This window comes from Cellulomonas sp. 73-92 (assembly GCF_001898175.1).
Taxonomy (GTDB): Bacteria; Actinomycetota; Actinomycetes; order Actinomycetales; family Cellulomonadaceae; genus Cellulomonas.
Genome location: NZ_MKTH01000018.1, coordinates 115,133 through 127,534 on the forward strand (window position 1 = coordinate 115,133; position 12,402 = coordinate 127,534).

The window sequence follows — 12,402 nt, forward strand, 5'->3', positions numbered from 1 at the left end:
TGGGGTTTCCGTCCCCCACCAGGGGGGCCCGGGCGCTCGCGCCCGGCCGGAGACCGTGGAGCCGCGCACGGCAGCCGCCGTGCAGGGGGTGCTCTCGATGCTGGCGGACGAGGGTCACGCGCTCGCCACCGGGAACGCACCCGCCGTGGTGGAGGTCCCGCGCCCCGGTCGGGGCCGCGAGGTCGTCGTCCTCGTCGTGCTCCTCGCGGACCGCTCGGACCCGCGGGGGTACGCCACCACCCTCGCCGCGGCGCGCTCGGCCGCACTCGCCGTCGCCTCCGGCGAGGGCGGCACGCCGCGCCTGACCGTGCGCGAGCTGGAGGTGCTCGGGCTCTACGCCTCGGGTGAGAAGGCCGACCGGGTCGCGCGGCTGCTCGGGATCTCGCGCGAGACCGTCCTCGACCACGTCCGCCGCATCCGCCAGAAGTACGCCGCGGTCGACCGACCGGCGCACACGAAGGTGGACCTCTACCGCCGCGCCGTGGAGGACGGCGTGCTGCGCGGACGGGGTTGACGCCGCGGTCGCCTACCGCCGGAAGGCCACCGCCAGCTCGGCGACGAGGCGGGCACCGAACCCGGTCGGACCCCGGTTCACCCATGCGGCCGGCGCCGGCGCCTGGGCGGCCCCCGCGATGTCCAGGTGGGCCCAGGGCCTGCCGGCGACGAAGTGCTCCAGGAACAGCCCCGCCGTGATCGCGCCGGCGTTGACGCCGCCGAGGTTCTTGAGGTCGGCGACGTCGGAGTCCAGCCACGCCCGGTAGGCCTGGATGAGGGGCAGCTCCCACACCGGCTCGTCCGCCACCGCCCCGGCCGCCTCGACGGCGGCGACCAGCGCCCGGCTGTTGCCCATCACCCCCGCCACCTCCGTCCCGAAGGTCCGCAGGCAGGCGCCGGTGAGCGTGGCCACGTCGACGATCGCGTCGACGCCCGCCTCGACGGCCAGGTCCAGAGCGTCCGCCATGACGAGCCTGCCCTCGGCGTCGGTGTTGACCACCTCGACCGTCGTGCCGCCGTGCGTCGTCAGCACGTCGCCCAGCTGCATCGCCGTGCCGGAGGGCATGTTGTCCGTGCACATGAGCCACGCCGTGACGGCCGAGGGGCAGCCCAGCGCGGGCAGCGCGAGCATCGCCGAGAGGATCGCGCCGGCGCCCGTCATGTCGTTCTTCATCTGGGCGTGGGACTCGTCGGACGGCTTGAGGCTGATGCCGCCGGCGTCGTACATGATCCCCTTGCCGACGAGGCCCAGGTGGCCGGTCGGCTCGCCGGCCGGCGTGTAGGCCAGCCGCACCATCCGCGGCTCGGTGGCGCTCCCCCGGTTGACGCCGAGCAGCCCGCCGCACCCGAGCGCCACCAGCCCGTCACGGTCGGTGACCTCGACGTCCACCCCCACGGCACCGCCGAGCTCGACGGCGACGCGGGCGATGGCCTCGGCCGTCAGCAGCACGGCGGGGCAGGTGGCCAGGTCACGGCTCATCATCGCGGCCCGCGCCAGCACCAGGCCCCGGGCGGCGCCGGCGACCGACGCCTCCCGGTCGCCTGCCGGCGCGACGAGCACCAGCGAGGTCACCGCGACGGCGTCCGCCGGCCGGGGCGCCGAGCGCAGGTCGAAGCGGTGCCGCGCGAGCAGCACCCCTTCGACCACGGCCGCCGCGGCCTCGCCGGGGCCGACCGCGTCCGACGACGGCAGGACGAACGCCAGCGCGCCGTCCCGCGGCACCGCGCGGGCGAAGGCGGCGGCCGCGTCGCGAAGCCCGGCGGCGGTCAGCGCGGCGGCCTCCCCGAGGCCGACGGCGACGAGCGCGGGCCCGTCGCGGCGCGGCTCGGCGAGCGCCGAGCCGACGGTCGGCGTGAACCCGGCCCGGGTCAGCGCCGCGAGGTCGGTGCCGAGATCGGCCGGGACGTCGCCGCCGGCGAGCACCGGCAGCCCGATCGCGTCGGCCCCCACGGGGTCGTCGACGCGGACGTCCAGGGACGCGAACCAGGAGGGGACGAGCCGCTCCACGGGTGCAGCACTGGGCAGCGGGGTGGTGACCATGACGAGCCTCCGGAGGGTCGGGCGGGATACCGCTAGGAACCGAGGTGGACCGGGGCGCCGGGGCCCCAGGGGATGCCGAGGTAGAACCAGGCGATGAAGAGGACCACCCACGTGACCAGCACGATCACCGTGTACGGCAGCATCAGGGAGATGACCGTGCCCAGCCCTGCCTTCTTCACGTACCGCTGCGCGATCGTCACGATGAAGGGCAGGTAGACCATGAGCGGCGTGATGACGTTCATGGGCGAGTCACCGACCCGGTAGGCCGCCAGCAGCGTCTGCGGGGCGACGCCCAGGGTCGCGAAGATCGGCAGGAAGATCGGCGCGAAGATCGCCCACTTGGGGATCAGGCCGGGAAGGATGATGTCCAGCACGAGGATGACGACGATGAACGCGACGAGCAGCACGATCGCCGGCACGGAGGCGCGTTCCAGCAGGTGAGCGGCCTCGACGGCCGCGACGGTCGGCAGGTTCGACCAGTTGAACAGGGCGATGAACTGGGCGATCATCAGGAACATCACCAGCAGCCCGCCGAGGCTGCCGAACGTCTTGGCGATGGCGCCCACGGTGGCGTCCCCGCCCTTGAGCGTGCGGGCCCCGCGCCCGTAGGCGATGCCGCAGAGCATGAACGCGAGCGAGATGACGAAGATCAGGCTCGCCATGAACGGCGTCGTGCCGATGATGTCGCCGGTGACGGGGTCGCGCAGCGGCGCCCCCGGAGGCAGCGTCAGCGCGAGCACGACGACGACGACGCCGAGCGCCGTCCACCCGGCGAACCGCAGGCCGCGGGCCTCGGCGGCCGAGTCGACGGCCTCCGGCGGCGCGACATCGCCTGCCTCGCTCGGGTCGTACCGCCCCAGCCGGGGCTCGACGAGCTTCGTCGTCACGAAGGTCACCACGACCGCCAGGACGATCGACGAGACGATCGCGAAGTAGAAGTTCTGCGTGACGTTGAGGCTCGACATGCCGAGCTTGCCCAGCACGTCGTTGGTGATCTCGGTGAGCATCGAGTCCGACGGCGTGATGAGCAGGTTCACGCCGAACACCGCCCCCACCGCGGCGAACGTGCCCGCCATCCCGGCCAGCGGGTGCCTGCCGACCGACGCGAACGCGGCCGCCGCCAGGGGGATGAGGATGAGGTAGCCGGCATCCGTGGCGACCGACGACAGCACGCCGACGAACACGAGGATGAACGTGAGGGAGCGGGGCGGCGCGACCTTGACCACGCGGCGGATGAGGGCGCCCATCATCCCGGCCGCCTCGGCGACCCCGACGCCGGCCATCGACACGAGCACCACGGCGACCACGCCGAAGCCGGCGAAGTTGTGCACGAACGACTCGAAGACGAACCGGATCCCCTCGATGGACAGCAGGTTCCGCACCGGGAACTCCTGCACCTGGGTGATGAACGCCGGCAGCTGCGCCGGCTCGCCGGTCGTCGAGTCGTAGATGGTGTAGTTGCCGCCGAGCTGCTCGTTGATCTGCGCCCACTGCTGCGTCGGGACGGGCACCACGACCTCGTCCTTCACGGACACCCCGGCCCAGGACAGGATCGCCGAGAGCACGGCGATGAACGCGATGAGGTACACGAACAGGACCGTCGGGTTGGGCACCTTGTTGCCCAGGCGTTCGATCCCGTCGAGCATGCGGGCCATCCCGCCCGGCTTCGGCGCGGTCGCGGCATTGGCACTCATGGGGTCCTCCCTGGAGGGACGGGGGCCGGAGGAACGACGCCGGAAGCCTCCGCGCCGCTGGATCCCGCGCGTCGCGCGGGATGGCGCAGGCGCCAGAGGGCGAGGGACAGCAGGCCGAGCACGAAGGTCCCGACGATCGTCACGACGCGCCAGACGACGGTCGCCGCGACGACGTCGGCCTCGGCCGCCGCTCCCGCCACCGTGGTCCACGACCCCACGAGCACCGCATCGAGCACCCCGAAGCCGAACAGCGGCAGGAGGGTCAGCGGGTACGCCATGAGGAACGCGGCGTAGACGTCCAGCGTCGGCACGCGGTCGGGCCCCACGCCGAACGCCCGCAGGCAGACCAGGACGATCGAGGCGTCCGCGAGGACCATGGCGACGAGGGCGAGCAGGGACGGGAGCAGGCCGCGGCGCAGCGAGTCCGCGGTGGTGGCCCGCAGCCGGACGAGGTAGGCGGCCCAGGCCGCCGGGTCCACCGACCGCCGCACGCGCGCCACGAGCCGTCCCGCCGTGCGCCCGATCCACGCCGCCAGGCGGTCGGAGCGCAGCACGAGCACGAGCGCGACGAGGAACGCGGCGGAGGCGAGGAGGCTGGCCAGCGCCACGAGCCACTGCCTCAGCTCGGCCTCGCGCACACCGAGTGCCAGCAGGCCGAGCACGGGGGCGATGAAGCGGATGACGTAGAACTTGGCGGAGTTGAGGCTGACGCCGGTCATGCCGATCACCGGGTCCAGGCCCCAGGAGCGGAACATCTGCACCCGGACCACCACGTCGGCCGGCGGGGGCGCGAACGTGCCGAGCAGGTTGGCCGCGGTGTCGTTCTGCACGGACCGCGCCAGACCAAGGCCGGGGGCGTAGTACGTGAGGGGTACGGCGTTGAGCACCTGACGGACCAGCAGCAGCACGACCAGGGGCGCGAAGAGCCAGGCGTCGAGGCCGACGAGGGCCGCACCGACGGCCGGCCAGTCGACGGCGCCGACCAGCCGGCGGACCGCAAGGTAGGCCACCCACGCGAGGACCAGGCCGACGAGCCAGGTCACCACCCGCCGGCGCATCAGGTGCCCCAGATGACGGGGATGAGGCCGATCGCCACGACGAACCAGGCCGCGGTCACGGCGAGCCCGAGCTTCCAGTAGTCGCCGAACCGGTAGCCGGCGGCGCCCATGACGATCATGTTCGCCGGCGTGGCGATCGGCGTGAGGAACGAGGAGGCCCCCGCGACGGCCACGAGCATGAGCACGGGCGCCGGGGCGACGCCCGCGGAGTGCGCGGCGGCGAGCGCGATCGGCGTGACGATGAGCACCGTGGCCGTGTTGCTGACGACCTGCCCCAGCACGAGCGTCACCGCGAACAGCACCGCCAGGAGCACGCGCGGTCCGGCGCCCTGCACGAGCCGGACGATGTACCCGGCCAGCTGGTCGGCGGCCCCGGACGTGCGGATCGCCGTCGACAGCGGGAACAGGCCGCCGACGAGCACCACCGTCTGCCAGGACACGGCCCGGTACGCCTGGTACGGCGTGACCACCCTCGTCGCCACCATGCCACCGGCACCGACCAGCCCGGCGATCGCCGGGCTGGTCACGCCCGAGGCCAGCAGCCCGACCGCGACGACGAGCACGCCGACCGCGGTCCACGACCGCGGCCCGAGCCGCGCGTTCTGGCGGCGCACCAGCTCCGGGTCGTCGACCACGAGCACGTCCGCGTCCCTGGCCAGGCCGGCGACGGCGTCCCACGGCCCGTGCAGCAGCAGCAGGTCCCCCTCGACGAGGTTGCTGGCGCGGGCCCCCCGGCTGCGGCCGAACCGCCGCACGGCGAGCACCGTCAGGCCCGAGCGCACCTGGCCGGGGAACGTGCGCTGCCCGATGAGGGTCGAGCGCGGGGGCACGACGACCTCGGCGACCCCCGCCTCACGCGACAGCAGCGCCTCGCGGGTGCGACGGGTCAGGGGTGTGGCGACGATCCGCAGGTCGTTTCGGGCGACGAACTCGGCGATCCGCTCGGTGTCACCCGAGACGACGAGGACGTCGTCGACGGCGACCGACTCCCCCACCAGGCCGGGATCGCCGCCCGCGTGCTGCACCCCCACCAGGCTGACGCCCTCCGGGACGGCGACCTGACGGGGATCGGCGCCCACGAGCGGCGACCCCTGCGGGGCCGCCAACCGGTAGAAGCCGTGCTCGAGCCGGTAGTGCTCCACCAGGGTCGCCACGTGGCCGGTGACGTCCGTCGTCTGCTCGTCGGGACTCCGTCGGGGCAGCAGCCGGGGGCCCAGCAGCGCGCACACGGCCACGGTCACGGCCAGCAACGGCAGACCCATGAGCCCGAACTCGAAGAACCCGAACCCGCGGCCCGTCACCCCCGCGAGGGACTCCGAGACGATGACGTTGACGGTGCTTCCCGAGAGCACGAGCAAGGCACCCGCGCTCGCCGCGAAGGCCAGCGGCATGAGCAGTGCCGACGGCAGCAGTCGCGCCCGACGCGCCGCCACGACCGCGACCGGCAGCAGGGCGGCTGCAGCTCCGTTGGGGGTGACGAACGCGGCCGTCACCGCGGCCAGCAGCATGAGCCCGACGAGCAGCGTGACCCGTGCGGTGCCGGCGCGCCGGACCAGCGCCTGGCCCGCCCAGGCGGTGAGGCCCCCTGCGTCGAGGCCTTCGGCGATGACGAACAGGCCCGCGATGAAGACGACCACCGGATCGCCGAACCCCGAGACCGCGGTCGTGGCGTCGACGACACCCGTGGCGTAGAGCGCGAGGGCGGAGCAGACCGCGACCAGACCCACCGACAACCGGTTCCAGACGAACAACGCGACGGTGCCCGCCAGGACCACGAGGCTCAGCGTGGCGTCCGACATCGAGGCCTCCGGGATCAGGCGAGCAGCCGGGCCTTCTGGGTCTCGAACTCCTCGGTGGTCCGCACCCCGGCATCGCGGAGCTCGCCGAGCTGGCGCAGCAGCGCGATGCGGTCCGCGGCTGCGGGCGGCGGCGCCGCCGGCGCGGGCGGCGGCGTGACCTCGGGTGCCGCGGCGGGCGCGGGCGCCGCGCCGAGCCCGGCCATGCGCCGCATCTGACGCTGCCGGACGCGCCCGTTCACGGCGGACGCGACCGCCACGTGGCTCGCGGTGCGCAGCAGGCTCATGTCGGCACCCCCGTCCCGGCGAGCTCGCCCTTGTCGAGGGCGGCGAGCAGGTCCGCCTCGGCCACGGGTCCGGAGCCCGTCACGCGGACCGCGGGCCCGTCGAAGGCGTCGAGCACCGCGGCCAGCGCGACGATCTCGTACACGACGACGATCTCCACCGACCCGTCGTCGAGGTCCGGGAGTGCCGCGACGAGGTCGTCGTCGTCCAGCAGGCCGGACCACGCGCCGTCGAAGGCATGCAGATCCAGTCCGACACCCTCGCCCCAGGTGGCCACGTCGAGCGCGTGCCGGGCGCCGTCCGCGCCCACCACCACCTCGAGGTCGAGGAGCCGCACCAGACCGCCGTCCACGAGCGCCCGCAGCCGGCGCAGGCCCTCGTCGGGTGACCCACCGGGCTCCACCCGGACGTCGAGATGCTCGACCGGACCCAGCCAGTCGTTGCCCATGGCGACGTCACCTCCCCGCGAGGGCCTGGGCCTTGAGCCGCGCGAACTCGTCGGGCGTGATCGCGCCCGCCGTCAGCAGCTCCTGGGCGGTCGCGATCTCCTGGGCGGGCGACGTGCCCGCGACGGTGCGGATGTAGTGGTCGGCCGCGGCCTGGTGCTCCCGGAGCGCCTCGCCGGCGCGTTCCGACATGCCACGGCCGCGGGCGATGAGGTAGACGAGCGCGCCGAGGAACGGCGCGATGACGAGAACCAGCATCCACAGGGCCTTCGCGAGGCCGCCGAGGGCCTTGTCGCGGAAGAGGTCGCCGATGATCTGGAACAGGATCATCAGGTACATGAGGAAGAGGAAGATCTCGACGACCAGCCAGAACCATTGCCAGAAACCCGACACGACGCCTCCTGACCCGGGGGCCGCGGAGGGGCCCTACCAGGGACGTTATGGGGACCGCCCTGCCACGGACACTCCCCAGAACTAGGGGGCGGCGCGCCGGCTACCGGCGGTCGACGTCGGGGATCAGCCGCAGGGAGTACGGCAGCCGACTCTCGTGCCGGGCGAGCCCGGAGCGGAGGACGTCGACGGTCGACCCCGTGGCGGCAGCGGTGGCTACTCGCCGCCCACGTCGAGGCCGAACGAGATCACCCGGGTCGGGTGGATCCGGATGACCTCGCCCGAGGCCCCGTGGCGGCTGGGCGGCTGGTCGACGAGCGCCTCGGCCGTGCCGCGGATCTCCACGCAGCGGACGCGCCACGGCCGCACCGTGACGATGTCGTCGACGACGAGGGCGACGTTCGGGTTCGTCGCGAGGTTCCGGAACTTGCGGCTGCGGCACATGTCGAGGCCGTCGATGTCGATGGTGCCGAGCTGCGCGTTGTACCGGAACCCGACGGGGTTGTTCTGCGGCCTGCCGTCGCGATCGACCGTCGCCAACCTCCCGAGCATCTGAGTGGCGAGGTACGCGACGTGAGCGTCGGTCAACCGGTCGTCGACATCGGGCATCGGTGTCCTCCCTCCGAGACTGACGTCCCACGGTGCGCACCCCCGTCGGGCATCGCAACCGCTGGCCTCGGGGAGTGCCGCCGGTTCCCCGGCGTTGCAGCCCGCATGAAGAACATCGGGTTCCTGACCTCTGACTGATACGTTTCTTGCCCGGTCAAGAGGCTGTCGACCGTTGGCTTCGCCTGGTCGGCGGACTTCTGTGGTGCTCAGCGAGTTGCGATCTGGTCGAGCGCGCGGAGCAGCTCGTCGGGGCCGGCGACGTCCCTGAAGTCCACCTCGTGCGGCCGCGGCGCAGTCCAAGACACCCCCCGGGTGCCCGGTGCGGCGGTGCTGGAGCCGAAGCCGACGGTTGCGTGCCTTCCGTTGTGGCTCTGTTGGACGGTCACCGTCGGACCGGGCAGCCGGAGCTCGACCGTGCTCCGCGGCCGCACGACGATTGCTCGCCGGTTGGTCAGCACATAGGTGGAGCGGCGTGCGAGCCAGTGCTTCACGATGAACCTGCCGACCGTGATGTAGGCCCCCATGAGCAAGAAGGGGACACCCCAGAGGCGGAAGAACCAGGGCGCATCCGACGTCACGACGCCGATCTCCCAGAAGACCGAGAATCCGGCCAGGAGCAGGGAGAAAGGGATCAGGAAGGCGTCCTGCGGGCCGAAGAGGACTGCCGGATCCGGGCCGCCGGTCCACAGCACGTATTCGTCAACGCCGAGCCTTGCGCGCACCGACCCCGCACCGTCGTTCATGAGGACAGATCGTGGCACGCACTCGTCCGCCACCGGGCTCGTCCGGGTAGGCACCTGACCAGGCGAGGGACGTGTCAGTCAGATGGATAGCCCTTCAACCCGGCGTGGCATTCACCGTGAGGTGACCCGGCAACGCTGCAAGCATCTTCGGGTGGCCGAGGGCGAGTGGGCGAGGACAACCGTCACCGTGTGGCGCGGGTCGGCGGAGATGCAGGTGCGCGATCTCGTGGGCGGGACGCTGGAGGAGCAGCTACAAGCGGCGGAGTCCTGGCTTGGTGAGCTCGCCGACGCCCGGCCGGGAGGGTTGCTCGACGACCTGGAGGCTCGATTGTTCTGTTCCTGGGCTCCCCGCGAAGGCCAACACGCGATGACCCTGCCCTCTGGGCTCATTCGCGCACTCGCACGCGTCAACGGCACCTACTGGATGGACGTCTACGCGCCCGACGACTGACTGGTGTCCACCCGTGGCGGCATGACGGCGAAGGCCCTGGGGCGAGGGCGCTCCTTCGACCTACCGTTTACGGGGCTCTGCCCGCACCCGGCGCCACCACTCGACGCTCGCCCAAAGGGCTGCGCAGACTCCGGTAAAGGCCCCAACGAACAGCGCCCAGGCCATCGCGCCTCCACGCTCTGCGGGCTTGGAGAGGCCGAAGATGACTGTGCCGACCGCAAAGCAGGCCGACACAATCGTGAGTAGGCGAAGGAGTCCCCGGACATCATCGATCAAGCGACCGATGAAAGACTCGCGCACGGACCGATCATTGCAGGTCCTTGGGGGACGTGCCCGCCCCGTCGTCGACGGCGCCTCGCCCCGCTCGTCGCGTCCGAGCCGCACGGGTCCCGCGGGCTGACGGTGCGACACGCTCCGCGCCGGGCGGCGCGTGGGGCCCTCGCCGGGCGTCCGGCACAGACGCCGACTTAGAGTGCTGAGGTGAAGATCGGGTTCCTTTCCTTCGGCCACTGGACGCCGTCACCCTCGTCGCACACGCGCTCCGGCAGCGACGCGCTGCTGCAGTCGATCGAGCTGGCGGTGGCCGCCGAGGAGCTCGGCGCCGACGGCGCCTACTTCCGGGTGCACCACTTCGCGCGGCAGCTGGGCTCCCCGTTCCCGCTGCTGGCCGCGGTCGGCGCGCGGACGTCGAGGATCGAGATCGGCACCGCCGTCATCGACATGCGCTACGAGAACCCGCTCTACATGGCGGAGGACGCCGGCGCCGCCGACCTCATCGCGGGCGGGCGGCTGCAGCTCGGCATCAGCCGCGGGTCACCGGAGCAGGTGATCGACGGCTGGCGCTACTTCGGCTTCGAGCCCGCCGAGGGCAAGTCTGAGGCGGACATGGCCCGGACGCACGCAGAGGTGTTCCTCCGGGTCATCGAGGGTGGCGGCTTCGCGCAGCCGAACCCACGGCCGATGTTCCCCAACCCGCCCGGGCTGCTGCGCCTCGAGCCGTACTCCGAGGGCCTGCGCGAGCGCATCTGGTGGGGGTCCGGGTCGAACGCGACCGGTGTCTGGGCCGCGAAGCTCGGCATGAACCTCATGAGCTCCACGCTCAAGGACGACGAGACCGGCAAGCCCTTCCACGTTCAGCAGGCCGAGCAGATCGAGGCCTACCGGCAGGCGTGGAAGGAGGCTGGACACGAGCGCGAGCCCCGCGTCTCGGTCAGCCGCAGCATCTTCGCCCTCACCGACGACCGCGACCGCGCCTACTTCGGCCACGGCGGGCAGGACGAGGACGAGGTCGGGTTCATCGACGCGCAGACCAAGGCGATCTTCGGGCGCACCTACGCGGCGGAGCCCGACGAGCTGATCGAACAGCTCGAGGGCGACGAGGCGATCGCGGCGGCCGACACGCTCCTGCTGACGGTGCCGAACCAGCTCGGGGTCGACTACAACGCCCACGTGCTGGAGTCGATCCTCACGCACGTCGCCCCGGCGCTCGGCTGGCGCTGACGGCCACCTGACGGCGACCGCTGGGACCGTCCGGAAGGGGCGGCGGCCCCACGGCTCGCGACGGTGCCAGCAGGCGCCGTCAGAAGGGTGGGTTGTCGGGGATCGCGCGGGGGTGCTTGTCGAGCTTCTCGGTTCGCCCGTGGTTGCCGGGGGTGACGCGGTAGGTCAGGCCGGCTGGCGTGCGCCACTCGAAGAGGCCCGGCCGCACCTGGCGCAGGGTGAAGCCGCCGTCGGTCTTCAGCCGGTGGCACCGGCTGGACAGGGGTCCGAGATTGCCGGCCGACGTGGTGCCGCGCACGGGCGAGCCGTTGGCGGGGGTGCCGTGGTACTCGGTGGTGTGGTCGAGGTCGCAGCGGTGCCCGGGCACACTGCAGCCGGGACCGGCGCAGACCTGGTCGCGGGCCAGCACATGCTCGGCCAGGGCGGCGGGTGGCCGGTAGCGGGTGCGTCCGACGTCCAGCACGGTGCCGGTCAGCGGGTCGGTGACGATGCGTCGCCAGGTTCCCCCGAGGGCCAGGGCACGGGCCTGCTCGGCAGGGATGGGTCCGAGCCCGGCCAGCTCACCCGGGTTGTCGTCCAGTCCCATCAACGTGGACAAGGCGACGGTGACATCGATGCGGACCTTGGGGATCCGGATGCCGGGGGCGGCCCGCCCCGGCGGACGCGGCGCCTCGGTGACCGGCGCGGCCTCGTGCTCGTGGTCGAACGCGTCGTCGGTGGTCCTCGCTCGGATGTCGCCGTTCCCGCCCTGCATCAACGTGGTGCCAGCGAGCAAGGCGGTGCCGGTGGCTAGGTCGCTCAGGGTGTCGGCGCGTAGCTGGTCCAGGGTGCGCGGGTCCCCGGCGGCGCGGGCCGCGCGGGCGGTGGCCTCCAGGGTGCCGTCGATCCGGGCCGCGTCGGTGGCGGGGAGCACGGCCCACAGGCCGGCCATCCCATCGGGCAGCCGACGGGGATGGCACACGTGCCGGGTCGCCAGCGCCTTCGGCAACCGCACCGCGGCATCCAGCGGATCGGCGGCCAGCAGGGCCCGGTCCACGTCGGCGGCCAGCTGCGTCGGGGTGCGCAGCGGCGCGTCGGGCAGCACCTGCTCGAGCACGGGCCAGGACAGCTGGTCGGGGCGGTCGTGCAGCCTGTCGGTCAGCACCCGCAGCTTCGGGGTATCGAGAAGCCCGTCCCGCACGGCGTCGGCCGCCAGCAGCAGCTCGTTGTCCAGGGCGCGCCCATCGCGCACCAGCCGGGCCGCCGCCGGACGCGACCAGCCCAGCCGCATCGCCAGCTCGTCCCCGGCCACACACGTCCGCGACGGCACCGGCTCCCGCCACAGCGGGTTCATCGACGCCCGCCGCGACAACTCCCCCGCCGCCAACGCACCCAGCAGGTGATCGAACGCGGCCT

The 12,402-nt window shown here is 72.9% G+C and carries 13 protein-coding genes; 3 read left to right on the forward strand and 10 right to left on the reverse strand.

What is annotated here, in order from left to right; translation table 11 throughout:
• Positions 1–55: 55 nt before the first annotated feature.
• Positions 56–514, forward strand: a complete 459-nt coding sequence (locus tag BGO37_RS13275; RefSeq protein WP_291755589.1) for a helix-turn-helix domain-containing protein — start codon at positions 56–58, stop codon at positions 512–514.
• A 12-nt stretch (positions 515–526) separates the two neighbouring features.
• On the opposite strand, the gene BGO37_RS13280 is transcribed toward BGO37_RS13275, so the two are convergent.
• From BGO37_RS13280 to BGO37_RS13320, 9 genes are all read right to left on the reverse strand, one after another.
• The gene (locus BGO37_RS13280; RefSeq protein WP_291755590.1) at positions 527–2,035 is read right to left on the reverse strand and encodes a M17 family peptidase N-terminal domain-containing protein; all 1,509 of its coding nucleotides are present in this window, start codon (positions 2,033–2,035) and stop codon (positions 527–529) included.
• A gap of 32 nt (positions 2,036–2,067) precedes the next feature.
• Positions 2,068–3,729 carry an AbgT family transporter gene (locus tag BGO37_RS13285; protein WP_291755592.1) on the reverse strand — a complete coding sequence of 554 codons (1,662 nt, stop codon included), beginning with the start codon at positions 3,727–3,729 and terminating at the stop codon, positions 2,068–2,070.
• Complete coding sequence (locus BGO37_RS13290) at positions 3,726–4,787, reverse strand: lysylphosphatidylglycerol synthase domain-containing protein (RefSeq protein ID WP_291755593.1); 1,062 nt, start codon at positions 4,785–4,787, stop codon at positions 3,726–3,728. Before BGO37_RS13290 ends, BGO37_RS13285 begins: the two co-directional genes overlap by 4 nt.
• On the reverse strand, positions 4,787–6,586 hold the full coding sequence (locus tag BGO37_RS13295; RefSeq protein ID WP_291755594.1) for an SLC13 family permease: 1,800 nt from the start codon (positions 6,584–6,586) through the stop codon (positions 4,787–4,789). Before BGO37_RS13295 ends, BGO37_RS13290 begins: the two co-directional genes overlap by 1 nt.
• Positions 6,587–6,600: 14 nt before the next feature.
• Complete coding sequence (locus BGO37_RS13300; protein ID WP_291755595.1) at positions 6,601–6,870, reverse strand: SHOCT domain-containing protein; 270 nt, start codon at positions 6,868–6,870, stop codon at positions 6,601–6,603.
• Complete coding sequence (locus BGO37_RS13305; protein WP_291755596.1) at positions 6,867–7,316, reverse strand: hypothetical protein; 450 nt, start codon at positions 7,314–7,316, stop codon at positions 6,867–6,869. The genes BGO37_RS13300 and BGO37_RS13305 overlap by 4 nt, the downstream gene beginning before the upstream one ends.
• Positions 7,317–7,323: 7 nt before the next feature.
• Positions 7,324–7,707 carry an SHOCT domain-containing protein gene (locus BGO37_RS13310; protein ID WP_291755597.1) on the reverse strand — a complete coding sequence of 128 codons (384 nt, stop codon included), beginning with the start codon at positions 7,705–7,707 and terminating at the stop codon, positions 7,324–7,326.
• Between the two features lie 213 nt (positions 7,708–7,920).
• The gene (locus BGO37_RS13315) at positions 7,921–8,313 is read right to left on the reverse strand and encodes a PPOX class F420-dependent oxidoreductase (RefSeq protein WP_291755598.1); all 393 of its coding nucleotides are present in this window, start codon (positions 8,311–8,313) and stop codon (positions 7,921–7,923) included.
• 206 nt (positions 8,314–8,519) lie between these two features.
• A complete protein-coding gene (locus tag BGO37_RS13320; RefSeq protein WP_291755599.1) occupies positions 8,520–9,056 on the reverse strand; it encodes a hypothetical protein in 537 nt (178 codons plus the stop codon).
• Positions 9,057–9,207: 151 nt separating this feature from the next.
• On the opposite strand from BGO37_RS13320, the gene BGO37_RS13325 reads away from it, so the two are divergent.
• Both BGO37_RS13325 and BGO37_RS13330 read left to right on the forward strand, forming a co-directional pair.
• The gene (locus tag BGO37_RS13325) at positions 9,208–9,507 is read left to right on the forward strand and encodes a hypothetical protein (protein ID WP_291755600.1); all 300 of its coding nucleotides are present in this window, start codon (positions 9,208–9,210) and stop codon (positions 9,505–9,507) included.
• 480 nt (positions 9,508–9,987) lie between these two features.
• Entirely contained in the window at positions 9,988–11,007 is a 1,020-nt protein-coding gene (locus BGO37_RS13330; protein WP_291755601.1) for an LLM class flavin-dependent oxidoreductase, read from the forward strand.
• Positions 11,008–11,086: 79 nt separating this feature from the next.
• Here BGO37_RS13330 and BGO37_RS13335 read toward each other — a convergent pair whose 3' ends face one another.
• Positions 11,087–12,340 carry an HNH endonuclease signature motif containing protein gene (locus BGO37_RS13335; RefSeq protein WP_291755602.1) on the reverse strand — a complete coding sequence of 418 codons (1,254 nt, stop codon included), beginning with the start codon at positions 12,338–12,340 and terminating at the stop codon, positions 11,087–11,089.
• Positions 12,341–12,402 lie beyond the last annotated feature (62 nt).

Coding starts and splice junctions, on each gene's coding strand:
- BGO37_RS13280 (WP_291755590.1), bottom strand. CDS start 2,035: ATGGTCACCACCCCGCTGCCCAGTGCTGCACCCGTGGAGCGGCTCGTC.
- BGO37_RS13285 (WP_291755592.1), bottom strand. CDS start 3,729: ATGAGTGCCAATGCCGCGACCGCGCCGAAGCCGGGCGGGATGGCCCGC.
- BGO37_RS13290 (WP_291755593.1), bottom strand. CDS start 4,787: ATGCGCCGGCGGGTGGTGACCTGGCTCGTCGGCCTGGTCCTCGCGTGG.
- BGO37_RS13295 (WP_291755594.1), bottom strand. CDS start 6,586: ATGTCGGACGCCACGCTGAGCCTCGTGGTCCTGGCGGGCACCGTCGCG.
- BGO37_RS13300 (WP_291755595.1), bottom strand. CDS start 6,870: ATGAGCCTGCTGCGCACCGCGAGCCACGTGGCGGTCGCGTCCGCCGTG.
- BGO37_RS13305 (WP_291755596.1), bottom strand. CDS start 7,316: ATGGGCAACGACTGGCTGGGTCCGGTCGAGCATCTCGACGTCCGGGTG.
- BGO37_RS13315 (WP_291755598.1), bottom strand. CDS start 8,313: ATGCCCGATGTCGACGACCGGTTGACCGACGCTCACGTCGCGTACCTC.
- BGO37_RS13320 (WP_291755599.1), bottom strand. CDS start 9,056: ATGAACGACGGTGCGGGGTCGGTGCGCGCAAGGCTCGGCGTTGACGAA.
- BGO37_RS13335 (WP_291755602.1), bottom strand. CDS start 12,340: ATGAACCCGCTGTGGCGGGAGCCGGTGCCGTCGCGGACGTGTGTGGCC.